Source organism: Streptomyces racemochromogenes (genome assembly GCF_039535215.1).
GTDB lineage: Bacteria > Actinomycetota > Actinomycetes > Streptomycetales > Streptomycetaceae > Streptomyces > Streptomyces racemochromogenes.
Genome location: NZ_BAAAWT010000001.1, coordinates 1427015 through 1453548, shown reverse-complemented (window position 1 = coordinate 1453548; position 26534 = coordinate 1427015). Strand labels below are relative to the sequence as shown.

Genomic DNA, 26534 nt, shown 5'->3' with positions numbered 1-26534 from the left:
GCATAGACCATTCGAGTGGTGGCCCCTGGTCCACGGGCTTAGCGTCGACTAGTGGACCCGAACGCACTGCCGAACGACAACGGGACCGACGGCAAGGTCCGCGGGAGCGGAAACGGGCTGGCCCTGTTCGTGATTGCCTCCTGCCAGCTCATGGTCGTGCTCGACATCACCATCGTGAACATCGCGCTACCACACATCCAGACCGCGCTCGACTTCTCCACCGAGAGTCTGTCCTGGGTCGTCAACGCCTACACGCTGACCTTCGGCGGACTGCTCCTGCTGGGCGGCCGCACCGGCGACATCCTCGGCCGCAAACGCGTCTTCATCTTCGGCGTCCTGCTCTTCGGCCTGGCCTCCCTGCTCGGCGGACTCGCCCAGAACGAGGGCCAGCTGATGGCCGCCCGGGCCCTCCAGGGCGTCGGCGGAGCCATCGCCTCCCCGACCGCGCTCGCACTGATCACCACCACCTTCCGTGAAGGCCCGGCCCGCAACCGGGCCTTCGGCGTGTTCGCCGGCGTCTCCGCCGGCGGCGGTGCGATCGGGCTCATCGCGGGCGGGGTGCTGGTCGAATGGCTCAACTGGCGCTGGGTGTTCTTCGTCAACGTCCCGATCGCCCTGCTGATCGCCGTACTGGCCTCCCGCGTCCTGCGCGAGTCCGAACGCCACCCCGGACACTTCGACCTGATCGGCGCGCTGCTGGGCACCTGCGGCATGGTCTCCCTGGTGTACGGCTTCATCCGCGCCTCCCAGGAGGGCTGGCGCGACGGGATCACCCTCGCCTCCTTCGGCGCCGCCCTGGTCCTGCTGGTCCTGTTCGTCCTCAACGAGAGGCGCTCGCCGCAGCCGATCACACCGCTGTACATGTTCGCCGACCGCAACCGCGCCGGCACCTACGGGATCATGCTCTTCCTCGCCTGCGCGATCTTCGGCATGTTCTTCTTCCTGACCCTGTTCGTGCAGAACGTCCTCGGCTTCAGCCCGCTGCGCGCCGGACTCGCCTTCCTGCCGGTCAGCGTGATGGTCGCGCTCGCCGCCGGGACCGCCTCCCAACTGCTGCCGAAGTACGGGCCCAAGCCCTTCATGGTCGTCGGCGCGCTGTGCTGCGCCGTCGGACTGGGCTGGATGACCCGCACCGACGTCCACTCCACCTACGCGGGCAGCATCCTCGGCCCGCTCCTGGTCTTCGCCACCGGCATGGGACTCCAGTTCGTCTCGCTGACCCTGATGGCCCTGTCCAACGTCCCCGACCGGGAGTCCGGCGCCGCCTCCGGACTGCTCAACACCATGCAGCAGATCGGCGGATCGCTCGGACTGTCCATCCTGGTCACCGTCTTCGGCACGGCCAGCCGCAACGAGGCCAAGGAACAGGTGCCGGCCTTCCTCGGCTCGGCGAGCCCCGAACAGAAGGCCCTCTTCGCCCGCACCGGACAGCTCCCCAAGCCCTGGGCCGACCAGGTCCTGACCTCCGGAGTCAGCGCGGCCTTCGTGGCGGCCTCGCTCTTCACCCTCGTCGGCGCGGCCATCGCGGTCTTCGCGATCCAGGTCCGGACCTCCGACCTGGAACGGCTCCAGGGCAACCACGCCCCGGCGGCCGTTCCGGGCGAGCGGGGCGGGTAGGCTCTGTCGATCATCGAAAACCGGGGGGAAAATCCGATGTTCCGATCCACCCTGCGCGGCGCCGCCGCGGCAGCCCTGACCGTCACCCTGGCGGCGCTCACCGTCTCCTGCGGGAACGGCGCCGAGCCGAAGGCCAAGGCCCCGTCGGCCTCGTCACCTGCCGCGGCCTCCTCGCCCGGCTCCTCCCCGCAGGCCCCCGCCGCCTCCCCGGCCGGCACGGGAACCCCCGCACCGGCCGCGACACCGACCGCGCGGCCCACGGCGAGCTCCCTGTCGTCCACCCCGCCCGAGCTCGTCCGGGACGCCTTCGCCGGACTCCAGGCGACCCTGAACGACTCCTGCACCCCGGGCAACTGCGCCTACTTCCTCGGCCGGGTGTACGACGAACTCCACCGCCTGGACCGTGCGATGAAGGCCGACCCGAAGGGCCCCGGCCACTTCCCCGAGCCCATCGCCCTCATCGTCAAGCTCGACAAGGAACTCGGCGGCGACCGCACCTTCGAGAACCTGAAGAAGCACCAGAACACGCTCACCGGCACCCGGGACGAGATCAACACCTGGATGCAGGACCACCCCGACGACTACCGCTGACGCGGGACCGACCTAGCTCTGCGGGCGGCGGATCCGGCAGCGCGCCGGCCCCTCCGCCCGCAGGGTGATCCCGGCGCTCACCGGCACCTCGCTGTCCAGGGCCTCGAACTCGTACGCCCGCAGCAGCATCGCCAGCGCGATCACGGACTCCAGCATCGAGAAGTGCTGCCCGATGCAGGCGCGCGGGCCGCCGCCGAACGGGAACCACGCGTACCGGTGCCGGCCGGCCTCGGCCTCCGGCGCGAAGCGGTCGGGGTCGAAGCGCTCCGGGTCCTGCCAGTACCGGGGGTGGCGGTGCGTGACCCAGGGGGCCACGATCACGTCGGCCCCCGCCGGGACGGTGTGGCCCTCGATCTCGGTGGCGGCGACCGCCTTGCGACCGATGACCGGAGCCGCGGGGTAGAGCCGCATGGCCTCCTTGAGGACCTGCGTGAGGTACGGGAGGCGCTCCAGGTCACCGGCCTCGGGCACCCGTTCACCCAGCACGCTCCGCACCTCCGCGCGGGCCCGGGCCTGCGCCTCGGGGTGGCGGCCGAGCAGGTGCAGGGCGAAGGCCAGCGAGGTGGCGGTCGTCTCGTGTCCGGCGAGCAGGAAGACGAGCACCTGGTCGCGGAGTTCGGCGGGGTCGAAGGTGGCGTCGTCCTCGCCCCGCGCCCCGGCCAGCAGCGAGAGCAGGTCCTCGCCCCCCTCGCCCTCCTCGCCCTGCGGCCGCCCGGACGGGGCCGCCCCGAGCCGCTGGTCGATGATCTTGTCGCAGACGGCGTACAGCTCCTCCAGCGCGGCGGCCGCCCGCCGGTTGCCGGGGGTCGGCCAGCCGCGCGGCAGGTTGGCGGGGGAGTAGCCCCGGCGCAGCACGTACTCCGTGATGACCGGAAAACACCGGTCCACGACGTCCACGGTGGCGTCGACATCGGCACCGAAGAGGATCCGGGAGACGGCGCGCAGGGCCAGGTGCATCATCTCGGCGCAGACGTCGACGATCCCGTCCTGTGCCTCGGCCCACGCGGCGAGGGTACTGCGCGTCTCGGCGGCGACGGCCCCGGCGTAGCCGTCCACCCGCTTGCGGGTGAACAGCGGCTGGACCAGCCGGCGCTGACGCATGTAGTCGGCGTCCTGGCTGGTGAGCAGGCCGTTGCCGAAGGAGTCGCGGACCTCCTGGTAGAAGGCGTTGTCCTTGCGGAAGTTCGCGGCCTCGGAGGCCAGCACCCGCTGGGCGCCCTCCGCGGAGAACACGCAGTACAGCTCGGCGCGCAGCCCGGGCGGGCCGGCACTGATCCGCACGACGTCCCCGTGCCGCTGCCTGGCCCGCTCGTAGGTCCCGAGGGAGTCCGCCTTGAGGTCGAGGAGCGACCCGAGCAGCGGAACCCCTTCCAAGTCCGGAACCCGCACACCGTCAGCCATTGCCGCCCCCACCTCTGAACACCGCCCGACGAGGCCGATTCTGCCCGCCCGCCCCGCCCGGGATCGACCCCTGACAAGCCATCCGGCCGAATACCGCCGTCGGCGCCTGGAATCCGATATGCGACGTGATGAGCCACCCTGGCACGCATTGCCATCCACATCCCGCTGACTGTTCGTCAGTTGATCACCGTGACGACATCTTCAGATCTGAGGATCCACGCGCTACCGTCCCCGCCTCTCCCAAGGAAGGACCACTCGCGTGAGATCCGTCTACCGTGCCGTCAGCGCGTCCGCCGTCGCCCTGGCCCTCGCCGCCGCGCTGTCCCCCGTGGCCGCCCACGCCGCGCCCGCCGCCCCCGCGTCCGTCACCACCGCACCCGGCCGCGTCCTGTCCGTCCCCGGGCTGGTCAACGCCCGCGACCTCGGCGGCTACACCACCTACGACGGCAAGACCACCAAGTGGGCCACCGTCTACCGCACCGAGACCCTCTCCAAGCTCACCCCCGAAGGCGTCAACGCCGTCGGCGCGCTCGGCCTCGGCAAGGTCGTCGACCTCCGCACCACCCCGGAGATCTCCGCCGACGGCACCGACAAGCTCCCGGCCGGCGTGACCGCGGTGGCCCACCCGGTCGACGACACCAGCCTCTTCGCGTTCATCGGCGGTGTGGTCCGCTCCAAGGACCCGGTCTACCAGCAGGCGCAGCTCGGCAACGGCGCGGCGGAAGCGCGCATGACCGCCCTCTACAGGGGCTTCGTCACCAACCCGGCCAACCGGGCCCAGCTCGGTGCCGCGATCAAGGACGTCGCCGGCTCCACCAGGCCGATCGCGTTCCACTGCTCGGCGGGCAAGGACCGCACCGGCGTCCTCGCGGACACGATCCTGCGCGCCGTCGGCGTCCCGGCCTCCACCTCGGAGCAGGACTACCTCCTCTCCAACAGCCTGCGCGCCGCGTCGGACAAGGCCCTGCGCGACCAGGTCAAGGCGGCCGGGTACATGCAGAACCCGGACCTGCTGATCCCGCTCCAGGAAGTCCGCGGCGACTACCTCGCCGCCTTCCGCAACCAGGCCGTGGCCGACTACGGCAGCTTCGGCGCCTTCCTCACCGACGGCCTCGGCCTGACCCCGTCGGACCTCCTCAAACTCCGCACACGCACCGTCTCCTGACCCGGATCCCGCGCAGGGGCCCGGGGCCTGGCACGAGGAAGGCCCCGCCTTGTCGGAGGGTTCCGGGGGCGGGGCCTTCGTGCTGCGCCGGGGCGGCTCAGATGTCCCTGAACTGCTCTACATCCGGTCTGACCTGGGGAAAGGTGTCCCATTTAAGATCATCTTGCGCAATCGCTGCACGAGCGGACCTGTCTGCACATGAAGCCGCCTTCTCGTACATGCTGCGCACCGCCTGACGGACCTTCGCACCGGCCCCGGCGACCCGGTGTACGTACTTACGGAGAGTAAATGCCGGATCGGCGTGTCCGAGGCGGTCCGCGAGGGTGTAAATGTCGACTCCGTTCGTCAGCGCCATCGACGCGAAGAGGTGCCGGAGGGCGTGCATACCCTTGTCGCGGGACTTCTCCCACCGCCGGCCCGGCTTCTCCGGGTCAAGAGGGTTGATCCGTCCGACGGCGGCCAGGGCGGGCTTCCAGACGTGGGAGTTGAACCAGTTGGCGGCGATCGGCTTTCGTTCCCTTCCGTAGAAGTAGATCCGCTTCGTCACCGGCTCGTCGTCCCTGGTGCGGTGGGGGAGCGTGACCGTGATCGGGGGGTACTTGGCGGTGTGCTCCCGGAGCGCGTGTGCGACGTCCTCACCCAGCTCGACCCAGCGGTCCCTCGGGTCGTCCTCGGGGCCCCCCTTCGGGTTGTCCAGGACCAGCACGTAGCCGTTGTGGGCGACTTGGTGCTGGATGTGGACCATGGGGCCGTCCTCGTGGTCCCAGTCGATGTCGTCCGGTCCGAACGCGAACGCCTAGCCCTGGCGCATACCGAGGCCGCGGCCGACGTCCACCAGGGCCTCATAGCGGTCCGGTAGATCCGCGCGGATCTTCTCGCTGTCCGCCCACGTGATCGCCAGCTCCTTGGGCGAGGTGCTGCCGCGCTTGGGCTTCACCTGCTGCACCGACTTCAAGAGGCACGGGTTCTTGCGGATCAGCTCGTCGTCCACGGCGAGGTCAAAGGCGGACGACAGGTTGGTGAAGACGAGCCCTCGTGGACTACTTGAAGCCCAGAAGGTCGCCATGGAAATCAACGATGCAGAGTCCCCGGAACTGCACGCCGCCCTGCGATCCGTCGGCGAGGCAAAGTCGTCCTACTTCCTGATCCTGGACGAGGTCGGCGAGGAGCGGTACAGCGCGTGGACGGACGACACCCTCCTCCGTCTCCTCAAAGCGCGCTTCAAGAGCGGCCACCCCACGGTGATCATCACGCAGCTCACGAAATCCGAGTGGACTGGCCGCTACTCTCGCCCTCTCACGGCCTTCGTCGAGAAGAACTGCCGGAGGATCACGCTCTGACCGGGTAGCCGTAACCACCACGTCCGCGTACTGCTGAAGAGAGCCCTTGCAATGGGGGCTCTCTTCATGCTTGGCGTAAGTACTGTCCGTTGTGCAGGAGTTGCGGTTCGAGTTACTCGGATGAGCCCAACGGGATGAACTCCACCAGCGGTTCGCTGGCGACCATTGAGAGCGCTCCGAGAATCACCCTGACGCTCCATCCTGGCATTTTTGTCGGAAAGATCGCGGGGCCTAGCGTCGGTGGCGAACCGAGGCACGGCGCTGATCCGTGTCCTGCGAACGGAGTTGCGAAGATGCCCCAGAACAGGCGCCTCACCGCCCAGAACGCGACCATCCTGACCGCTTCGGTCGAGGTGCAGACGCTCACCATCAGCGGACGGCAGGTCACCCTCAGCCTCTTCCTCCAGATCCCCGAGCGACCCCTCATCTCCGACGACGGCACCCTCAACGGCGTCCCCTGGGGCCGGGTCAACTACCATCCCGACCGCTGCGAGCCCGGCGTGGGCAAGGAGGGACGCCGGACCATCACGGTCCCCGAGCACACGCATCTCATCTGGCAGTGCGGCGAAGACCCCTTCCGGGCGAAGGTCGACGTGGTGCCCGAGTTCGACGAGCACGGCATGAACGCGAAGGCGGTGTACAGCCCCGCGGGTGACATCGTGGTGGCGGTGGAGGTCCAGAGCTACCTCGACGCCGTCACGGCCGGCGGAGAGGCAGAGTACCCGTTGGAGAAGGGCTGGGCCGACCACAAGCGGTCCATTCAGGAAGCGGACGACTCGATGCTCATCGTGGAGGCCCCCAGCGAGGCCCTGGCCGCGCTCACCGCATACGCCGAGACGAAGCGCACCGAGCACAGTCTCACGGACTCGCGCGAGTGGTACCGCGAGGAAGCCGAGAAGGCGCTGGCCGCCTACGAAGATCGAAAGGCGGCCCTGGACAGGAGGATCGCCGCCACGGGCTGGACGCTGGAGGAGCTGCTGGAACGACGCGAACAGGACTTCCGTGCGGAGCTTGCCCGGCGCCAGCGTTACCGCGACCTCCGCGCCACCCTCGCCGAGCTGCCCCAGCTCTACATCGCCGCCTGATGATCCCGATTCCCGGCACCCGCTCCAAGGGCGCCACCGTCCTCGGGGCCCGACGCCCCGGCCGGCCCGGCCCGTTCGGAGTGCGGCCCCACCCTGACGACGACCAGGAGGACGACGTGAACCAGCGTGAGCACACAGCCATCGTCGACAGCTACGGCATCGTCATCCAGCCACTGCGCACGCCCGCGGTGCCGGGGTGGTGGGACGAGACGGAAGACGTGTTGCGCGAGGAGCAGGAGCGCGACGACCAGGACGACGGCGACGAGGAGCACCCCCGGTGACCGATTTGGGGGAGCCTCCCCCTCCAGGCCGGGGGCCGACTAAGGCTGAGACGTGATCAGAACAGCGCCAGCTTCTTATCGGTTGCGGGCTCGTCGTCCACCCACAGCGGCAGCAGCAAGGCCGAGTTCGCCGGGATGAGCCGTCCCGAGGCGATGCAGGAGATCGGGGGCAGCCCGTTGCGGCGGTTCTGGGGCCCCGGTGGGTCGTGCCGGGCGAGGTGGTGCGTGTCCGGGCTGAGGGCGACGGAGCGGCGGCAGGCGGAGCAGGTGATGCGGGGCCATGAGGGCATGACGGAATCCCTTTCTTGAGCCTGTGATGTTCAGGCAATCCGTGACTGGGACACGGGGGCCACCCCGTGATGTACCCATGAGAGCCGTCGGACCGCAGGCGGAGATAGCGGGGCGACCACACTCGACGAGGCCCGAAGTGCACCGAAGTTCGCCGTAGTTCAGTGAACTTCGGCGAAGTTCGTCAGCAACTCTCTACAGTGGGGCGATGGGTGCAGGGGGATCTGGCGTGTCTGCGCCGATGGGGCCGGACGAGGGTTACGAACGGGCGCTGCGTGAGTTCGCCGCCGCCTTGGTAGACCTGCGGATTGACCACGGCGCCCCGACCTACAAGCAGCTCTCCCAGGCGGCGCAGACAGCTGGCCGTACATCACGCTCCTCGTCGGCTATCTCCGAGGCGATGAACGGTGTGCGTCTGCCATCGATGGAGTTCACGTTGGAGCTTGTGCGCCAGATAGCTGGCCGTGATCCCCAGGTTCGCGAGGCGTGGCGGGAACGGTGGACTCAAGTACGACGACTGCAACGTCGAGGTACCGGTTATCGGGTTCGCCCCGAACGATCCTTGCCCAACCACGGTCAGCAAGGTTTCGAATCCCCGTCTGACGGCCCGCGCAGCGTAGTCCTGCGGGAGGCCGCAGAGATCGTGGCTCAGGCTCGCGTCGAGGCGGAGGCGCTGCTTGCAGCGGCGCGGGCGCAGGCTGGCGAAATAGTTCGTGCAGCTGAAGAGGCAAAGAAGAGCGCCGCACGAGATATTTCGCCAGCTGTTGCGCGGCTCATGACGCGAGAATCTATGCGAATCATCCTTCTGGGGCCACCTGGTGCGGGGAAGGGCACTCAAGGGATGTACCTCAAAAGGATTCTTGGCGTTCCTAAGATTCAGATTGGCGACTTGATGAGAGAGAACATCTCGCAAGGAACGTCATCCGGTCTGCTAGCGAAACAGATCATGGATCAGGGTGATCTGATCCATGACGGCGTGTTCATGGACATGCTGAGGAATCGCTTGAGTCGGGGGGATGTGTCGGATGGATTTCTCTTGGATGGACTTCCTCGGACCGTCGAACAGTCACAAATGCTGGACTCCCTAGTTGGTGAGCGTGGCCATAAGATCGACATCGCCCTTCATCTCGACATTTCTCGGGACGAGGCAGTCAGGCGAATTTCTGGGCGACGGATCTGCACGAAAGATTCGTCTCATGTTGCCCATGTCCTCTACGCGCCTCCGCAGGGCTACGACGCGTGTCGTGTCTGTGGTGGGGAACTCGTTGCGCGCGCTGACGATTCGCGGCACGTAGTCAAGAACCGCTGGGCTGTCTGGGAGGCTTACACCGAGCCGACGGCGGCGTTGTACGGGGCGAGAGGACAGCTTGTGAAAGTCTCCGGCTACGGGAGCGTTGACGAAGTGACGGAGCGGGCGGTTGACGCACTCGCAGCGTTTTTTGGTTGAGCTGGTGTGCGCCTGGGCCCGTCTTCGGGATCGCGGAACGGTTGCTGCCGTCAACGACCGTTTCCGACGGCGACTTCGAGATCTATTTGATCAGCCAGCAGAGTAAGCAGAGGAGCAATGTGAATACATCAGCGGAGCGTCAGTTCCATCGAGAAATGGTGGCTGGTGCTCAGCGCCTCAAGCGTGAAATCGGATACAACCCAGTCCGTTTTACGCAAATGCTGGCGGAGGTTGGAGGAGTCGAGACAGCCAAGTACCTGCTGCGAGGGCGAGATGCCTCGGACGGGTTCACGGCTCTGTGGAGCGCCCGCAGACTGGATGTGAGTGTTGAGGCGTTTGTTCTCCTGCCGTGGTACGAGGTCCTGTTCACCGATGCGGAACGGGAAACGGCGAGGCGGCGTCTAGAGGCACACGAGTTTGATGTGGCTCGGTATCTCTGCGACTCCGTCAGCGCCCCTCCCTCTTGGGTGTCAGAATCCCTCTAGGTGAAAGTGGGGAGCCCAGAGGGCGTGGCTTCCTGGATAACATCAGATGTTGGAGCGGCCTCGGAGCGTGTAGAAGCACTTACCGGGGCTCCAGGGAGCACGAGCCGAGGCAGGAGGTTCCGTGGTCAGTCGACGCCGACGGCCCGGTGGTCGGACCGTCGCCGGGAACCCGCACCTCAGGTACGCGCCGGCCGTCCCACACGAAAGTGCCCTTGCCCCTCGCCCAGCTCAGCCCGTTGATCCCCACCGGACGCAGAATCTCCGGCGCACCTGCGGCGTCCTGTCGCGGTCGGTGAAAGCGGGTCACGTACAAAGTGCCTCCGGTCCGATTCCGGCAGTACTGCCACGCCGCCGCGCCGCACTTCGAACAGCGCACGGTCGCGCACGCGTTCCAGGCCCTGCGCAGTGCCGCCTCCGTGGCCGCGACGTTGCCTCCGGATGCCTTCGGGGGGAGGGTGAAGTAGTCCATCGCCCGATCATGACGTCTGGATTGCGCGGCCGTCAGGCGTTCGTTCACACAGGCCGGCGTCCATACGGTGGAAGGCCCCGGCGAACGGGTCTGAGCCAGGCGGGAACTGGAGCGCCGACCCTTCCGAGGGGGGTGAACCTCAGCAGGGGGACTCAAATGGAGGACTCTGAGGGCTCAGAGGGCTGCTGGGGCCGCAGGACGGCGGCGATGCTCTCCCCACCCTCGCTCCACCGAGCAAGCCCTTCGCGGCCGATCAGAAAGACGCGGTGGTTTTCTCGCGACCATGCCTTCGCCGAGCCGGTGAACTTCCCGTTGGTCACGAGGACCGGCAGCGCTGCTGGCTGCATCGCGTACGCCCCGCCGAAAAGGTGCTGTGCGACTGGCTGCCCCACGAAACCGGTTCCGTCGGTGAAGTGCTTGCACTGCACCATCAGGTACCGACCGAGATCATCCATCGTCAGGACGTCGGCGCCCTGGTCACCGGCTCCGCCGCCGGAACGTACGACCCGGTAGCCGTCGCGGTCCATCAGATCGCCTATGAGCTTCTCGAAGCGGGAGTGGTGGAGACTATCGATCTTGTCGATCGACAGTCCCGCTGGTTCTGTGAAGATTCCGGCCGCGAGCAGCTCATCGAGGAGTTCCATGACCTTCGTTGCGTAGTCGACCAGTTGCTCGTATCGCTGGCGCACGGCTATGGAGTGCTCGATCTCCAGATCGAACAGGCGCGCTTTGATGGGGTTGATGTCCATGCCGTCCCAGCTAGGGCAGGTGGGACGCTGGTCCAGGAGGCACTGTTCGAGCCGAACCGCCCAGTCACGCCGACGCCGGGAGTGAGGGTCTTTTGCGAGTATCTGACGCAGGCCCCGGCATACGTCCTCGACGATGGTCAGGAGCTGGTAGTCCTGTCCCTGCACTGCCCGGATCAGCGAGAGATCGCGACGGCGTGCAGCCGGGCTGAGCTCGGCAGGCCAGTTCCAGGCGGTCATCTCGTACTCCGATAAGCCACTGAGGACGTCTCGCGTCTTGTATCGAAGCATGTAGAGGGTGTCCTCCAGCCCAAGCAAGCTGTTGACCGCAGGCGCGTTGCTGAAGCTCACGGGTTCTGTGGTGTACAAGAGGTCCCTCCCCAGGGCGGCGTCACCGCGAGGAGCGTAGGCCACGGCACCGACATCAGCTCTGGGAGACGTGTGGGCCAGTGCCGAGCGAGCAGGCGCTACGGAAATAGCCCCCGTCGAAGGTTCCGCGGGGGGCTGCCCGTGGTCGTGACGGTGGTCAGGCGGGGGAGCCAAGCCAGCGGCCCGTTCACGCCTTCCACAAGACGGTGTCGTGCTCCAGGTCAACGATCTCTACCCACTCCGCCCGGACGATGTCGCGCTCCACCACACGCCAGTGGCCACTGCCCTGGTTCTGCCGGGACAGGTACATCCCGTCAGGGCGCCGCACGGGGATACCGAGGGACTCGTGGGCATTCACCGGGGCGTACTTCTTCCCCCAGGAGTGCCAGACGTGGGCGGCAACATCCGGGATCTGTACTTGGAAGCAGATGGGGTAGCCCGTCTGAAACCTCCACAGAAGGAGCTCACGGTCCGGGGAGTCGCTCAGGTGGATGGTCTTGGGAACGTCGCGTCCCGCAGCGCCCCAGCGGGGCTCCAGGGCACCGGAGGCGTCGATCGCGGGCCAGTGCTCGGGCTTCGTGAAGTGGTACAGAGTTATGGCCATGGCGCCGACCCTCGAGGCTCCGGGGCCCGCTCGGGAGGCACCGCCGGCCGCACCCCTGAGGGCGCAAGGAAGCCCCCGACCGAATTCCGCTCAGGGGCTCCTGGGCATGTTGGCTGTGTCAGTGCCTGCACTTGCCGCACTGGGGGAGCCCCAGGCCGAGCGCCGCCACCTCGGTCATCAACTCCAGCGCAGGGCTCGTGTTGAGCTTGCTGTGAAGGGCCGTGCACTGGAGGTCGGTGTGGAAGCGGTGCCTGTGCTCTCCCACCCGCACCAGCACCCATACCGGCTTCTCCTCGGCAGTGTCCGGCCGGGTAAAGATGTGCGGCGACGTGGTCATGGATCCCCTCCTGGAGGCATACGGGCGCCTGCCCAGTGGCACGCTACCGGGGGAGGGGCCGCCCGCTGAGGCCGGGCTGGAGCTGATTTCCGGGGGGCACCGGAGGTTCGTCAGCTGCTGCCCGCAGCACAAGTACATCCACACCGCGGCCGGAGACGATACCGGTCGTCACGCTCTACGCAGCAGTCCTGCCTCACTCGGAGGTCGCGATCGGCCCGTCGTTCCAACGTTCATGCTCGGTGCTTGCGACCTGGCGCAAGAGGGCACGCAGCGCTTTCCGAGACGTGCCGCGATCCTTCATGGCGTGACAGTTGGGGCACAGGGCGACCATCTGGACCGGGTGGTCCCGGCCTCCTTCAGCGATCCGCTCGATGTGGTCGACTTCCAGGATGGCCTGGCCGTCGTCGGTGACGTCGGCTGGCTGACCTCCGCATGCAGGGTTCTCGCAGCGGCCCTGGGCGCGCATCAGCACAGCGCGCCGCGCGTCCGGAAGGCGGACTGGTTCCCTTCTGACGCGCTCCTTGCGGCGACCGTACGTAGCGGCTTCGACCTGCTCCACCTTCCGCACCAGAGCACGGTACGCACGGCCGGCGGATCTGTGGATGGGGTCTTCGGCTGTCCTGCTGGTGGACAAGTCTGCCCGGGACGTTGCGCGCTCACATTTCTGATGGCGAGTGCGTCCCGCCGCAAGGACGGGCTGCCCGCATACAGAGCATGGCCGTTGCTTGTCAGCCCTAGGCTGCTGTGGAAGCCGTACGGGTGTCGCTTCTTCGGGCTTCGGCGGAGCAGGACTAGGACTTGCAGCGAGAGCACCTGATGACGATCCGCCATTGCGCGGCGTCGCGGGCGTCAGAGGGATGGGCCAGTCGATCTTCGGTGGCTGAGCAGTCGGCCGGAGCTTCCTGGTCCGCGGGAGGGGCTTGCGCGGTTGTTCCGGGGGCTTGGGGGGTGGGATGAGCCGCGACTGCGAGGCGCGCTTCCGCTTCTCCAGCCGTTCCTCCGCCTTGGGCAGCAGGCGGGCGCGTGCAATCTGCTGGTCAAGCGCGGCTATGCGGTCCAAGAGGGAGTTGACCTTGCTCAGCTCTCGCATCTGCTGGTTGTAGACGACGCGTTGGCGGAGGCTCTGCCGCTGCTTCAGAAGGCGGTCCAACTGCTGGGCGCCGGTCAACTTCCCCAAGGTGTCCCCCACAGGTCTCCTGGCATGAAGAAGGCGCCCGCAGTCCGGCAAGCCGGTTCGACCCCACGAGCGCCGAGTGTCCGCCAGGTGACTGGAGGAGCGCGATCGAGCCTAGCAGCGCCCCAGCCAGCGCTCCAGGGCCCGCCCTCGCCGGCGCCGTCCCGGAGACCGGAATCGGGAACGACGAAGTCGTTCAGGCTGCCTGCGCCAGTAGAAGCACTACGGCACCGCGGCCGGAGCCGAGAAGATGATGCGGAAGCTAGAACAGCCAGCCGAGAGCATCTTCCCAGCCCTTGACGATCAGGCCGACCAGGATGATGGGCAGGGCTATGGCGGTGAGGCAGCCGACGCAGCAGCCGTCCTCTCCGTGGACTTCGAGACCTCGTCGAAGTAGGACTCCATCATGCCCTTGCCCACGGGCCCCCCTGTTCCTGCGCATGGAGATGCCCCCGCCGGCCGCTCCGAAGAGGGTGAACGCGCATGAAAACACTGAGGCCCCATCACCTGAAGAGTGATGGAGCCTCGTTTGTGCGGTTGCGTACCTGGTGAACCGTCAGCCGAACGGCATCGCGTTGCACAGTTCTTGCACAAGGCGACGGAAAACGATGGAAGGCGTCGACGGGTGACGGAAGCTATTTCCGCAGGTCAGGGGCCTGCTTTCGGGGGCTTGACACTATGCCCCGATTGATCCCCTTCTGTCCGACTCTCTAGATGTCGCGGAAGATCTCGATCTGCGCGCCCACCGAGTTGAGGCGTTCGGCGAGTTCCTCGTAGCCGCGGTTGATGACGTAGACGTTGCGCAGGACCGAGGTGCCCTCGGCCGCCATCATGGCCAGGAGGACGACCACCGCCGGGCGGAGGGCCGGGGGGCACATCATCTCGGCCGCGCGCCAGCGGGTGGGGCCCTCGACCAGGACGCGGTGGGGGTCCAGGAGCTGGAGGCGGCCGCCGAGGCGGTTGAGGTCGGTCAGGTAGATGGCCCGGTTGTCGTACACCCAGTCGTGGATCAGGGTCTTGCCCTGCGCGGACGCGGCGATGGCGGCGAAGAACGGGACGTTGTCGATGTTCAGCCCGGGGAACGGCATCGGGTGGATCTTGTCGATCGGGGCTTCGAGCTTGGAGGGGCGGACCGTGAGGTCGACCAGGCGGGTGCGGCCGTTGTCGGCGACGTACTCCGCGGAGCGGTCGTGGTCGAGGCCCATCTCCTCCAGGACCGCGAGCTCGATCTCCATGAACTCGATCGGGACGCGGCGGATGGTGAGCTCGGACTCGGTCACCACGGCGGCGGCCAGGAGGCTCATCGCCTCGACCGGGTCCTCGGAGGGGGAGTAGTCCACGTCGGCGTCGATGACGGGGACGCCGTGCACGGTCAGGGTGGTCGTGCCGATGCCCTCGACCTTGACGCCCAGCGCCTCCAGGAAGAAGCAGAGGTCCTGGACCATGTAGTTGGAGGAGGCGTTGCGGATGACGGTGACGCCGTCGTGGCGGGCCGCGGCCAGCAGGGCGTTCTCGGTGACCGTGTCCCCGCGCTCGGTCAGGACGATGGGGCGGTCGGGGGCGACCCCCGCCTCGACCTTCGCGTGGTAGATGCCCTCGGTCGCGGTGATGTCCAGGCCGAAGCGGCGCAGGGCGATCATGTGGGGCTCGATGGTGCGGGTGCCGAGGTCGCAGCCGCCGGCGTACGGCAGGCGGAACTGGTCCAGGCGGTGCAGCAGCGGGCCCAGGAACATGATGATGCTGCGGGTGCGGACGGCCGCGTCCGCGTCGATGGCGTCCATGTCGAGGCGGGCCGGCGGGACGATCTCCAGGTCCACGCCGTCGTTGATCCAGCGGGTGCGGACGCCGATGGAGTTCAGGACCTCCAGGAGGCGGTAGACCTCCTCGATGCGGGCGACCCGGCGCAGGACCGTGCGGCCCTTGTTGAGCAGGGACGCGCACAGCAGCGCCACGCACGCGTTCTTGCTCGTCTTGACGTCGATGGAACCGGACAGCCGGCGGCCGCCGACGACGCGCAGGTGCATCGGGCCGGCGTAGCCCAGGGAGACGATCTCGCTGTCGAGCGCTTCACCGATTCGGGCGATCATCTCAAGGCTGATGTTCTGATTGCCGCGCTCGATGCGGTTCACGGCGCTCTGGCTCGTGCCGAGGGCGTCCGCGAGCTGACTCTGCGTCCAGCCCCGGTGCTGCCGGGCGTCACGGATGAGCTTGCCGATGCGTACGAGGTAGTCGTCTGCCATGGGTGCACCGTATCTCAGATATGAGATGTGGATCGCCCGGGGCGTGGCGGACGGGTGTTATCGACCCGTCAGATTGCCCGTACGGCCCAACAGGGCTTGCGCCGCGCCGACTCCGCCAACTCCTCTGTGTGACTCCCCTTTGTGCGGGTGTATCGGGCATATGTGGATGGGTTGCCTGTTGTCCTGCTCGCGCCGATCGTGCTTTTCGGTCGGGTGGCGGAGCCGGGCGTGGCGGCGCCGGCGGCGCGCGGCGGCGCCCGCCCGGGCGGTGTCCGGGCATGCCGGAGCGGCCGCCCGGTGGACGGCTCCGGCGGGGCGCGAGGTGTGCACCTCGTGCCCGCCCCTCGACATGTACTAGAGTTATCTCGACATCGAGATATCTGCCGAAGGCGTACCGCAGCCGCCCCCGCTGGTAAGGGTTACCTAACTTAGCCTTACCTTAGCGGATTGGCCACAGGGCGTGGCGGCAGGATTGCGGTTATACGCGCGAGATCATGCATGAAGGAGACTGTCGTGTCGGCGAACAGCTTCGACGCCCGCAGCACGCTGCAGGTGGGCGACGAGTCGTACGAGATCTTCCGGCTGGACAAGGTTGAGGGCGCCGCCCGCCTTCCCTACAGCCTGAAGGTCCTGCTGGAGAACCTGCTCCGCACCGAGGACGGCGCGAACATCACCGCCGACCACATCCGGGCCCTCGGCGGCTGGGACTCCCAGGCGCAGCCCAGCCAGGAGATCCAGTTCACGCCGGCGCGCGTGATCATGCAGGACTTCACCGGCGTCCCCTGCGTCGTGGACCTCGCCACCATGCGTGAGGCCGTGAAGGAGCTCGGCGGCGACCCGTCCAAGGTCAACCCGCTCTCCCCGGCCGAGCTGGTCATCGACCACTCGGTCATCGCCGACAAGTTCGGCACCAAGGACGCGTTCGCCCAGAACGTGGAGCTGGAGTACGGCCGCAACAAGGAGCGCTACCAGTTCCTGCGCTGGGGCCAGACCGCCTTCGACGACTTCAAGGTCGTCCCCCCGGGCACCGGCATCGTCCACCAGGTCAACATCGAGCACCTGGCCCGCACGGTCATGGTCCGTAACGGTCAGGCGTACCCCGACACCCTCGTCGGCACCGACTCGCACACCACCATGGTCAACGGCCTCGGCGTCCTCGGCTGGGGCGTCGGCGGCATCGAGGCCGAGGCCGCGATGCTCGGCCAGCCGGTCTCCATGCTGATCCCCCGCGTCGTCGGCTTCAAGCTGACCGGCGAGCTGCCGACCGGCACCACCGCCACCGACCTGGTCCTCACGATCACCGAGATGCTGCGCAAGCACGGCGTCGTCGGCAAGTTCGTCGAGTTCTACGGTGAGGGCGTCTCCGCCACCTCCCTCGCGAACCGCGCCACCATCGGCAACATGTCGCCGGAGTTCGGCTCCACCGCCGCGATCTTCCCGATCGACGGCGAGACCCTGAAGTACCTCAAGCTCACCGGCCGCTCCGAGCAGCAGGTCGCGCTCGTCGAGGCGTACGCCAAGGAGCAGGGCCTGTGGCTGGACCCGGCCGCCGAGCCGGACTTCTCCGAGAAGCTGGAGCTCGACCTCTCCACGGTCGTCCCCTCCATCGCCGGCCCGAAGCGCCCGCAGGACCGCATCGTCCTGGCCAACGCCGCCCAGCAGTTCGCGGTGGACGTCCTGAACTACGTGGACGACGCCGACGAGGCGGGCAAGGAGTCCTTCCCGGCCTCCGACGCCCCGGCCGCCACCAACGGCGTCCCGAGCCGCCCGACCCAGGTCACCCTGGCCGACGGCACCTCCTTCGAGATCGACCACGGCGCCGTCACCGTCGCCGCGATCACCTCCTGCACCAACACCTCGAACCCCTACGTCATGGTCGCCGCGGCGCTCGTGGCCAAGAAGGCGGTCGAGAAGGGCCTGAACCGCAAGCCGTGGGTCAAGACCACCCTGGCCCCGGGCTCGAAGGTCGTCACCGACTACTTCGACAAGGCCGGCCTGACCCCGTACCTCGACAAGATGGGCTTCAACCTCGTCGGGTACGGCTGCACCACCTGCATCGGCAACTCCGGTCCGCTGGACGAGGAGATCTCGCAGGCGATCAACGAGCACGACCTCGCGGTCACCTCGGTCCTCTCGGGCAACCGCAACTTCGAGGGCCGCATCAACCCCGACGTCAAGATGAACTACCTGGCCTCCCCGCCGCTGGTCGTCGCGTACGCCATCGCGGGCTCCATGAAGGTGGACATCACGACGGAGGCCATCGGCACCGACGCCGAGGGCAACCCGGTCTTCCTCAAGGACATCTGGCCCTCCGAGGCCGAGGTCAACGACGTCGTCGCCAACGCCATCGGCGAGGACATGTTCTCGAAGTCCTACGAGGACGTCTTCGCGGGTGACGCCCAGTGGCAGGCGCTGCCGATCCCGACCGGCAACACCTTCGAGTGGGACACCGAGTCCACCTACGTCCGCAAGCCCCCCTACTTCGAGGGCATGACGATGGAGACCACCCCGGTCTCCGACATCGCCGGCGCCCGCGTGCTGGCGAAGCTGGGCGACTCGGTCACCACCGACCACATCTCCCCGGCCGGTGCGATCAAGGCCGACACCCCGGCCGGCAAGTACCTCACGGAGCACGGCGTCGAGCGCCGCGACTTCAACTCGTACGGTTCCCGCCGCGGCAACCACGAGGTCATGATCCGCGGTACCTTCGCCAACATCCGCCTGCGCAACCAGATCGCGCCGGGCACCGAGGGCGGCTTCACCCGCGACTTCACCGTCGAGGGCGCGCCGGTCTCCTTCATCTACGACGCCTCCCAGAACTACCAGGCCGCCGGCATCCCGCTGGTCATCCTGGCGGGCAAGGAGTACGGCTCCGGCTCGTCCCGCGACTGGGCGGCCAAGGGCACCGCGCTGCTCGGCGTCAAGGCCGTCATCGCCGAGTCCTACGAGCGCATCCACCGCTCGAACCTGATCGGCATGGGCGTCCTGCCGCTCCAGTTCCCCGAGGGCGCCACCGCGGCCTCCCTGGGCCTCACCGGCGAGGAGACCTTCTCCTTCACCGGTGTGGAGGAGCTGAACAACGGCACCACCCCGCGCACGGTCAAGGTCACCACCGACACCGGTGTCTCCTTCGACGCGGTCGTCCGCATCGACACGCCGGGTGAGGCGGACTACTACCGCAACGGCGGCATCATGCAGTACGTCCTGCGGAACCTCATCCGCGGCTAAGGGCGCGCCAGGCGGAGCGATCCGCCGTCAGTCGGCACCATAGGGCCGTACCCCCGTTAAGGGGGGTGCGGCCCTTCCGCTTTTCGCGGCGGCGGTCCCAGGCAACGGACAGGTCTCAACTCGGAAAAGCCGGGAACGATCCTTGTGCACGATCTTGCTCAGCCGAGCGGAAGTGGACTATACCTGTGCGCGTCCGGGCCACCGCGCGACGAGCGGCCCCGGACCGGGGGAAGCCGGGGGACCTGCGGCGATGCCCGCCTGCACGGTAACTGCCGCTGTTTCCGGCCTCCTTCACACATCTGACGAAGGCGAGGACATGAGCATGGGATCCACTGGTGAGGGCCTCGGCCGCCGTGATCTGATCAAGCGTTCCGCAGCGCTCGGACTGATCAGCGTGCCGACGATGAGCTTCTTGTCCGCCTGCGCCTCCGGCGGTGAGGGCACCACGAAGGGCCCCGACAAGGGGGTCGTGTCCAAGGAGAACCCCTTCGGTCTCGCCAAGGGCGGGAAGCTCGACGTGGTCATCTTCAAGGGCGGTTTCGGTGACGACTACGCGAAGGCCTGGGAGGCCGCGTTCGACAAGAAGTGGGGCACCACCAGCTCCCACCTGGCCACCCAGGAGATCGCGGCCAAGCTCCAGCCCCGCTTCAACGCGGGCAACCCGCCGGACGTCCTCAACGACTCCGGCGCCCAGATGATCAAGATCGACGTCCTGGCCAAGGGCGGCCAGCTCGCCGACCTGACCGCGCTCCTGGACTCCCCCTCGCTCGACGACCCGACCAGGAAGGTCCGCGACACCCTGATCCCCGGCACGGTCGAACAGGGCTCCCAGGGCGGCAAGTTCGTCGCCCTCAACTACGTGTACACCGTTTTCGGCCTCTGGTACTCCGGCAAGCTCTTCAAGGAGAAGGGCTGGACCGAGCCGAAGACCTGGGACGAGTTCCTGGCCGTCTGCGCCAAGGCCAAGGAGGCCGGCATCGGCGGCCTGGCCCACCAGGGGAAGTACCCCTACTACATCAACGTCGTCATCATGGACCTGATCGCCAAGAAGGGCGGTCTGGAGGCCATGAAGGCCATCGACAACCTCGCCCCGAACGCCTTCGAGGGCAACCCCGCGGCCCTGGCCGCCGTGGAGGCGGTCTACGAGGTGGTCGAGAAGGGCTACCTCATGCCCGGCACGAACGGCCTGACCCACACCGAGTCCCAGACCGCCTGGAACCAGTACAAGGCCGCCTTCATCCCCTCCGGCTCCTGGCTCGAGAACGAGCAGCTCAAGCAGACCCCGGAGGACTTCGACATGAAGTTCCTGCCGGTCCCCGTGCTCGCCGACAGCAAGCTGCCCTTCACCGCCATCCGGGCCGGCGCCAACGAGGCCTTCGTCGTCCCCGAGAAGGCCGCCAACAAGGCTGGCGGCCTGGAGTTCCTGCGCTCCATGCTCTCCCGCGAGTGGTCCACCCTCTTCGCCCAGCAGGCCAACTCCCTGACCGTCGTCAAGGACGGCGTCGACCCGGGCGTCAAGCTCCGGCCGGGCACGCAGTCCGCCGTCGCCGCGGTCAAGGCCGCCGGGGCCGACACCTTCAACTACCTCTACCCCGACTGGTACAGCGAGATGGACTCCGACATCCAGAACGCGTCCAATGAGCTGATGGCCCAGCGGATCCAGCCAAAGGAGTGGATCAAGCGGGCCCAGGCTGCGGTAGACAAGGCTGCCAAGGACCCCAACGCCAAGAACAACCACCGCAGCTGACCCCACGTCGACCGGCAGCGTCACAGGGACGGACACCATGAGCCAAGTAGCCCGGCGCAGGGGAAGGACCACCGGCTTCATCGCCGGCTTCCTCGTCCTGCCGCTCGCGCTGTACCTGACCTTCGTCATCTGGCCCTACGTTCAGACGTTCGGCTACTCCTTCACCAACTGGTCGGGCCAGTCGCCGACGTTCGACTTCGTCGGCCTGGAGAACTACTCCGCCCTGATGGACGACGAGGTCTTCCGCGGCGCCCTCTGGCACAACCTGCTGCTCCTGGTGTTCGTCCCCGTGATCACCATCCTGCTCGCCCTCTTCTTCGCCTTCATGGTGAACGCGGGAGGGCGCAGCGGGGCCGGCGGGGTGCGGGGCGTACGCGGATCGGCCTTCTACAAGATCGTCTACTTCTTCCCGCAGGTCCTCTCCCTCGCGATCCTCGCGGTGCTCTTCGGAGCGGTGTACCGCAGCGACGAGGGCGGCCTGCTCAACGGCCTGCTCTCCTGGGCGGGCCTGGTCGACCCGGCCCGCCCGGTCGAATGGCTCAACGACCCCGACCTCGTCCTGTGGTGCCTGCTCCTCGTGGTGGTCTGGCACGGCGTCGGCTTCTACCTCGTCCTCTTCTCGGCCGCCATGCAGTCCGTGCCCAGGGACATCTACGAGGCCGCCCTGCTCGACGGCGCCGGGCGCGCCCAGACCTTCCTGCGGGTGACGCTGCCCCTGCTGTGGGACTCTGTGCAGACCTCCGCGGTCTACCTGGGCATCGCCGCGATGGACATGTTCGTCCTGGTGTCGACCATGACCTCGGGCCAGTTCGGCGGCGGACCCGACCACCACAGCGAGGTCATGGCCACGGTGCTGATGCGCAACTTCCTCTACTTCGGCAAGAGCGGCTACGCCTGCGCCATGGGCGTGGTCATGCTCGTCCTGACCATGATCCTCTCCATCGTCACGCTGCGCGCCACCCGCCGCGAGCGCATCGAGTTCTGAGCGGGAGTCCACGATGACCACAGTGATCAAGGCGCCGGGCGAGTCCTCCGCCGAGCGTTCCGGCGGCTCCGGGGGCCCCGGCCAGGGCGGCGGGGGCCGCCGCTCCGACGGCATGGTGCTCAACGTCTTCTCGCACGGTTTCCTCGCCGTCTGGGCGGTGCTGATCGTCCTGCCGCTCGTCTGGCTGGCGCTCGGCTCCTTCAAGACCGACACCCAGATCGGCGCCTCGGCCCTCAGCTGGCCCTCCAACTGGCACTTCGACGCCTTCGCCCGCGCCTGGGACAAGGGAATCGGCGGCTACTTCGGCCACACCCTGATCGTGATGGCCTTCTCGGTCCCGCTGACGATGCTGCTGGGCTCGATGGCCGCGTACGTCCTGGCCCGCTACCCCTTCCGGGGGAACCGGATCATCTACTACTTCTTCGTCAGTGGGGCCATGTTCCCCGTCTTCCTGGCGCTCGTACCGCTGTTCTTCATGGTCCGGCGCCTGGACATGCTCAACACCTACCAGGGGCTGATCCTGGTCTACGTCGCCTACTCGCTGCCCTTCACGGTCTTCTTCATGCACTCCTTCTTCCGCACCCTGCCGACGGCGGTGCACGAGGCGGCGGTGATCGACGGGGCCTCCGACACCCGGATCTTCTTCCAGGTGATGCTGCCGATGGCCAAGCCCGGCCTGATCAGCGTGGGGATATTCAACGTCCTGGGCCAGTGGAACCAGTACATCCTGCCCTCGGTGCTGATGCAGCCGCAGAGCGGGTCCGACCCCGAGCGGTACATGCTCACCCAGGGCCTGATCCAGCTCCAGTACCAGATGGGCTACGAGACGGACCTGCCGGTGCTGTTCGCCGGCGTGACCATCGCGATGATCCCGATGCTGGTGGTCTACCTGTCCTTCCAGCGCCAGATCCAGGCGGGCCTCACCTCGGCGACGCTGAAGTAGCCTTCCGCAGCTGGTACCGCTTCCCGGAACCGGGCCCCCCGACGCTCTGGTGGATCCTCGGCTCCCGTCCGGTGCCGCCGACGCCCCACGCCGGCCAGCCGCACCCCGGTACGTCCACGCGGACCCGCTGGGACCACGGGTCCCGGCCGGGCTCGTACGACCAGGTGCCCGTGCCCGAGCAGCCCGGCGGGACGCCGCCCCAGGTGTCGCCGGGGGAGTGCTCGGCGACACCGGAGGCGGTGACCCGGCCGTCCGCCGTGAAGGTCAGGGTGTTGCCCGTGTGGTCGGACCAGGTACCGGCCAGGGCCGCCGGTCCGATCACGGGGGGCTCGTACGGGGGCAGCGCTCCGGTGACGAGCCCCAGGGTGCCGAACAGGCCCGTCCCCGCCACCAGGGCTCCGCCCCACAGCGCCACCCGGCGCGCGAGGCCCTCACCCCGGGGCCGGGCGGCCAGGGCCCCCGCCGACAGCGAGGCCGTGGCCGAGGCCCAGAAGAGCAGCACGGGCCGGGTCTGCGCGTCGTTGTACGAGGCGAAGACCCAGACGGGCGGCGCCAGCAGGGCGGCCACCAGCAGCGGTACGCAGCACCACGCGGCACGCTCGCCGAGCCGGCGGCCGAGCAGGTCGGACAGCGCGACCGCCGGGAGCACGAAAAGCAGCGACAGCAGGAACCCGATGACGCCGGTGAGTCCGGCGACGGAGAAGAGGGCCGCTGCGATCCGGTCCCAGTCGGGCGGGGTGTCCGGGGGCGGCTGCGTCCGGACGTACAGCAGTGCGACCACGACGGTGAGCGCGACCTCCAGGTATCCCACCAGGACCGAGACTGCCAACACCCGCCCGTACGAACGTTTCTGACGCATGCCCGCCCCCTGGTGACCGCCCTGGACCCATACTGCCAGCCGGCCTGAACGTGTTCAATTCATTGGGGGTGACCGGCCGTCTCCCGGCCTAGAGCCAGGTGCCGAAGCGGCGGATGTAGAAGGTCTTCACGAGCTGGGTGAGCGTGCAGTACGCGAGCAGTACGCCGATCAGCCACGGGAAGTACGCCGCCGGCAGGGCGGTGAACCCCAGTGCGGGGGCCAGCGGGGAGAAGGGGAGCCAGAGCCCGGTCAGTACCGCGAGGACGGTCATCGCCATCACCGGCCAGGAGGCGCGGGACTGGACGAACGGGATCTTGCGGGTGCGGATCATGTGGACGACCAGGGTCTGCGAGAGCAGTCCCTCGACGAACCAGCCGGACTGGAAGAGCGACTGCTCGGCCGCGGTGTTCGCCGCGAAGACGTGCCACATGATCAGGAACATGGCGATGTCGAAGACGGAGCTGATGGGGCCGATCCCGACCATGAAGCGGAGGATGCCCTTGGCGTCCCAGTCGCGCGGCTTGCGCAGGTACTCCTCGTCCATCCGGTCCCAGGGCGTGGCCAGCTGGGAGATGTCGTAGACCAGGTTCTGCACCAGCAGCATGATCGCGAGCATCGGCTGGAAGGGGATGAACGCGCTCGCCACCAGCACCGAGAAGACGTTGCCGAAGTTCGACGAGGCCGTCATCTTGATGTACTTGATCGTGTTGCCGAAGGTGGTCCGGCCCTGGACCACGCCCTGTTCCAGGACGGTCAGGTCCTTCTCCAGCAGGATGATGTCCGCCGACTCCTTGGCGATGTCCACGGCGGTGTCGACCGAGATGCCGACGTCGGCCTCGCGCAGGGCGGCCGCGTCGTTGATCCCGTCGCCGAGGAAGCCGACGGTGTGCCCCTCGGCCCGCAGGGCCCGGACGATCCGCGCCTTCTGGACCGGGTTGGCCTTGGCGAAGACCGTAGTACGGGCGGCCAGCGCGCGCAGCGCCGTGTCGTCGAGGGCGTCCACCTCGGAGCCCGGGACCACGTGGCCCACCTCGATGCCGACGTCGGCGCAGACCCGGGCGGCGACGAGCTCGTTGTCCCCGGTGACCACCTTCACCGCGATGCCCTTGTCCGCGAGACCCCGCAGGGCGGCGGCCGCGGAGGCCTTCGGCGGGTCGAGGAAGGCGAGGAAGCCGACCAGGGTCAGCCCTTCCTCGTCCGCGACGGTGTAGGTGTCGCGGGGCTCGGCGACGGTGCGGGTGGCCACCGCCAGGACGCGCAGGCCCTGCCGGTTGTTCTCCTCGGCGATCCGGGTGGCGCGCCGGCGCAGTTCGCCGGTCAGCCCGACCTCCACGCCGCGGTCGGTCATGTGGGTGCACAGGGCCAGGACCTCCTCGACCGCACCCTTGGTGATCAGGACGTGCTCGGGCCGGCCGGCCTTCCCGGCCACGCCGTTGCGGTTGAGGACCACGGACATCCGGCGCCGGGCGAAGTCGAAGGGGATCTCGTCGACCATCGAGAACCGTGCGTCGACGACAACCTCCTCGGCCTCGTTGACGCGGTCGATGACCGCCTGGTCCATCAGGTTCTTCAGGCCGGTCTGGAAGTGGGCGTTGAGGTAGCCGTACTCCAGGACCTCGCCGTCGTCGGCGCCGTGCACGTCCAGGTAGCGGTCCAGGACGATCCGGTCCTCGGTGAGGGTGCCGGTCTTGTCCGTGCAGAGCACGTCCATCGCGCCCAGGTTCTGGATCGCGTTCAGCCGCTTGACGACCACCTTGCGCCGGGACATGGCGACCGCGCCGCGTGCCAGGTTGGCGGAGACGACCATCGGCAGCATCTCGGGGGTCAGGCCGACCGCGACGGCGACACCGAACAGGAAGGCTTCGTTCCAGTCGCCCTTGGTGAGGCCGTTGACCACGAAGACGACGGGGACCATCACCAGCATGAAGCGGATCAGCAGGAAGCTGACCTTGCGCACGCCGGTGTCGAAGCTGGTCTGCGGACGCTCGCCCACCAGGCTGCCGGCCATGGAGCCGAAGTAGGTGTCGGCGCCGGTGGCGACGACCACGCCGGTGGCGGTGCCGGAGGTCACCGAAGTGCCCATCAGGCAGAGGTTGTCGGCCTCCACCGGGTCGGTGGTCGCGTCCTGGCCGAGGTCCTCGCGACGGGTGTCGGCCTTGGGGACGGGCAAGGACTCGCCGGACAGAGCCGCCTGGCCGACCATCAGGTCCTTGGAGGTGATCAGCCGCAGGTCGGCGGGGATCAGGTCGCCGGCGGCCAGCTTGACCAGGTCGCCCGGGACCACCCGGTCCATCGGCACCTCGACGGTGGTGGGCACCGATCCGCCGCCGGCCCGGCGCTGTACCGCGCAGGTGGTGGTGACGAGCTCCTTCAGGGCGTCGGCGGCCCGGCCCGAGCGGTACTCCTGCCAGAACCGCAGCAGCCCGCTGACCGCCACCATCACCGAGAGGATGACGACCCCGGGATCCGCCGGGTCCTGCCAGAACATGACGGCGGCGAGGAAGACCAGGACGCCGATGAAGGGGTTGCAGAAGGCCTTCGCGAGCTGCGTGGTCCACAGCGGGGCGCGTTCCCGGGCGACGACGTTGGGGCCGTGGCGCTCCAGCCGCCGTGCCGCCTCGGCGTGGGTGAGGCCCGACCGGCAGGCGTCGGCGTCCTGGAGGACCCGTACGGCCGGACGGGCGCTGATCGCGGCCAGACGTTCGCCGGCGAGGCGGGTGGCGGCCTCCAGCTCGGCGGCCTTGCGCTCGCGGCGGCCGCGGCCCGGCGGCGCGAGCTTCTGAGGGGTGCGCGGGGTGAGCATGGTCATGACGAATACCTCCCTCCACGGCGTCCGGGCAGCGCGGAGCCGCGCGGTGACGTGGAGTGATCGATGTGCGGCGCGGGGTGGCGCGGGACGCCACGGGGTGCGCCGCGGACACGGATGACGTATGCCTGACAGGAGAGTCAGGGCATGCGGACGGAGAGGAGAGGGGAAACGGTCCCGCGGGAGGACCCGGCGCGGGCGCGGCACGGGAACGGCACGGGGTCGTGGCCGTGGGCGTGCGCGGAAGGTCAGCCGGTCAGCGGGGCCAGGGCCCGGACGGCCGTCGGATCAGCCTGCGCAGGCGCGGCGAGGACTTCGATCGGGACT

The 26534-nt window shown here is 68.2% G+C and carries 22 protein-coding genes; 11 read left to right on the top strand and 11 right to left on the bottom strand.

The annotated features are described in order from the left end of the window. The first annotated feature begins 51 nt into the window (after window positions 1-51). On the top strand, window positions 52-1617 hold the full coding sequence (locus ABD973_RS06690) for an MFS transporter (protein ID WP_345499182.1): 1566 nt from the start codon (window positions 52-54) through the stop codon (window positions 1615-1617). A 36-nt stretch (window positions 1618-1653) separates the two neighbouring features. Further along, window positions 1654-2208 carry a hypothetical protein gene (locus ABD973_RS06685; RefSeq protein WP_125822885.1) on the top strand — a complete coding sequence of 185 codons (555 nt, stop codon included), beginning with the start codon at window positions 1654-1656 and terminating at the stop codon, window positions 2206-2208. A 12-nt stretch (window positions 2209-2220) separates the two neighbouring features. Here ABD973_RS06685 and ABD973_RS06680 read toward each other — a convergent pair whose 3' ends face one another. After that, the gene (locus ABD973_RS06680; RefSeq protein ID WP_345499179.1) at window positions 2221-3609 is read right to left on the bottom strand and encodes a cytochrome P450; all 1389 of its coding nucleotides are present in this window, start codon (window positions 3607-3609) and stop codon (window positions 2221-2223) included. A gap of 259 nt (window positions 3610-3868) precedes the next feature. Between ABD973_RS06680 and ABD973_RS06675 the strand changes: the two genes are divergently transcribed. Continuing rightward, complete coding sequence (locus tag ABD973_RS06675; protein ID WP_345499177.1) at window positions 3869-4774, top strand: tyrosine-protein phosphatase; 906 nt, start codon at window positions 3869-3871, stop codon at window positions 4772-4774. A gap of 97 nt (window positions 4775-4871) precedes the next feature. Here the strand turns inward: ABD973_RS06675 and ABD973_RS06670 are convergent, their stop codons facing one another. Continuing rightward, window positions 4872-5519: a tyrosine-type recombinase/integrase gene (locus tag ABD973_RS06670; protein ID WP_345499175.1), complete on the bottom strand. Its 648-nt coding sequence runs from the start codon at window positions 5517-5519 to the stop codon at window positions 4872-4874. Between the two features lie 51 nt (window positions 5520-5570). Continuing rightward, entirely contained in the window at window positions 5571-5840 is a 270-nt protein-coding gene (locus ABD973_RS06665) for a hypothetical protein (protein WP_345499173.1), read from the bottom strand. Between ABD973_RS06665 and ABD973_RS06660 the strand changes: the two genes are divergently transcribed. The 3 genes from ABD973_RS06660 to ABD973_RS06650 all read left to right on the top strand — a co-directional run bounded on the left by ABD973_RS06660 (window position 5839) and on the right by ABD973_RS06650 (window position 7480). After that, the gene (locus ABD973_RS06660; protein WP_345499171.1) at window positions 5839-6114 is read left to right on the top strand and encodes a hypothetical protein; all 276 of its coding nucleotides are present in this window, start codon (window positions 5839-5841) and stop codon (window positions 6112-6114) included. The genes ABD973_RS06665 and ABD973_RS06660 overlap by 2 nt on opposite strands. A gap of 293 nt (window positions 6115-6407) precedes the next feature. Then, on the top strand, window positions 6408-7199 hold the full coding sequence (locus tag ABD973_RS06655) for a hypothetical protein (protein WP_345499169.1): 792 nt from the start codon (window positions 6408-6410) through the stop codon (window positions 7197-7199). Further along, window positions 7199-7480, top strand: coding sequence for a hypothetical protein (locus ABD973_RS06650; protein ID WP_345499167.1), 282 nt, complete (start codon window positions 7199-7201; stop codon window positions 7478-7480). Before ABD973_RS06655 ends, ABD973_RS06650 begins: the two co-directional genes overlap by 1 nt. A gap of 56 nt (window positions 7481-7536) precedes the next feature. Here the strand turns inward: ABD973_RS06650 and ABD973_RS06645 are convergent, their stop codons facing one another. Beyond that, window positions 7537-7770: a hypothetical protein gene (locus tag ABD973_RS06645; RefSeq protein WP_345499165.1), complete on the bottom strand. Its 234-nt coding sequence runs from the start codon at window positions 7768-7770 to the stop codon at window positions 7537-7539. A 227-nt stretch (window positions 7771-7997) separates the two neighbouring features. On the opposite strand from ABD973_RS06645, the gene ABD973_RS06640 reads away from it, so the two are divergent. Then, window positions 7998-9215 carry an adenylate kinase family protein gene (locus tag ABD973_RS06640; protein WP_345499163.1) on the top strand — a complete coding sequence of 406 codons (1218 nt, stop codon included), beginning with the start codon at window positions 7998-8000 and terminating at the stop codon, window positions 9213-9215. Between the two features lie 1106 nt (window positions 9216-10321). On the opposite strand, the gene ABD973_RS06635 is transcribed toward ABD973_RS06640, so the two are convergent. The 5 genes from ABD973_RS06635 to ABD973_RS06615 form a co-directional block, all read right to left on the bottom strand. After that, on the bottom strand, window positions 10322-11266 hold the full coding sequence (locus ABD973_RS06635) for a restriction endonuclease (protein ID WP_345499161.1): 945 nt from the start codon (window positions 11264-11266) through the stop codon (window positions 10322-10324). A 205-nt stretch (window positions 11267-11471) separates the two neighbouring features. Beyond that, entirely contained in the window at window positions 11472-11888 is a 417-nt protein-coding gene (locus ABD973_RS06630) for a hypothetical protein (RefSeq protein WP_345499159.1), read from the bottom strand. 118 nt (window positions 11889-12006) lie between these two features. Beyond that, window positions 12007-12225, bottom strand: coding sequence for a hypothetical protein (locus ABD973_RS06625; protein ID WP_345499157.1), 219 nt, complete (start codon window positions 12223-12225; stop codon window positions 12007-12009). A 193-nt stretch (window positions 12226-12418) separates the two neighbouring features. After that, the gene (locus ABD973_RS06620) at window positions 12419-12793 is read right to left on the bottom strand and encodes an HNH endonuclease (RefSeq protein WP_345499155.1); all 375 of its coding nucleotides are present in this window, start codon (window positions 12791-12793) and stop codon (window positions 12419-12421) included. Window positions 12794-14109: 1316 nt separating this feature from the next. Continuing rightward, window positions 14110-15639, bottom strand: coding sequence for a helix-turn-helix domain-containing protein (locus ABD973_RS06615; RefSeq protein WP_125599594.1), 1530 nt, complete (start codon window positions 15637-15639; stop codon window positions 14110-14112). A 513-nt stretch (window positions 15640-16152) separates the two neighbouring features. On the opposite strand from ABD973_RS06615, the gene acnA reads away from it, so the two are divergent. The 4 genes from acnA (at window position 16153) to ABD973_RS06595 (ending at window position 22542) form a co-directional block, all read left to right on the top strand. Further along, window positions 16153-18867 carry an aconitate hydratase AcnA gene (gene acnA, locus ABD973_RS06610; protein WP_345499153.1) on the top strand — a complete coding sequence of 905 codons (2715 nt, stop codon included), beginning with the start codon at window positions 16153-16155 and terminating at the stop codon, window positions 18865-18867. 322 nt (window positions 18868-19189) lie between these two features. Continuing rightward, entirely contained in the window at window positions 19190-20614 is a 1425-nt protein-coding gene (gene ngcE, locus ABD973_RS06605) for an N-acetylglucosamine/diacetylchitobiose ABC transporter substrate-binding protein (RefSeq protein ID WP_386382182.1), read from the top strand. A 37-nt stretch (window positions 20615-20651) separates the two neighbouring features. Next, window positions 20652-21599, top strand: coding sequence for a carbohydrate ABC transporter permease (locus ABD973_RS06600; protein WP_345499149.1), 948 nt, complete (start codon window positions 20652-20654; stop codon window positions 21597-21599). Window positions 21600-21612: 13 nt separating this feature from the next. Further along, entirely contained in the window at window positions 21613-22542 is a 930-nt protein-coding gene (locus tag ABD973_RS06595; RefSeq protein WP_125599584.1) for a carbohydrate ABC transporter permease, read from the top strand. On the opposite strand, the gene ABD973_RS06590 is transcribed toward ABD973_RS06595, so the two are convergent. Beyond that, a complete protein-coding gene (locus tag ABD973_RS06590; RefSeq protein WP_345499146.1) occupies window positions 22520-23401 on the bottom strand; it encodes a hypothetical protein in 882 nt (293 codons plus the stop codon). The genes ABD973_RS06595 and ABD973_RS06590 overlap by 23 nt on opposite strands. Before the next feature lie 88 nt (window positions 23402-23489). After that, on the bottom strand, window positions 23490-26210 hold the full coding sequence (gene mgtA / locus ABD973_RS06585; RefSeq protein WP_345499144.1) for a magnesium-translocating P-type ATPase: 2721 nt from the start codon (window positions 26208-26210) through the stop codon (window positions 23490-23492). Between the last annotated feature and the right edge of the window lie 324 nt (window positions 26211-26534).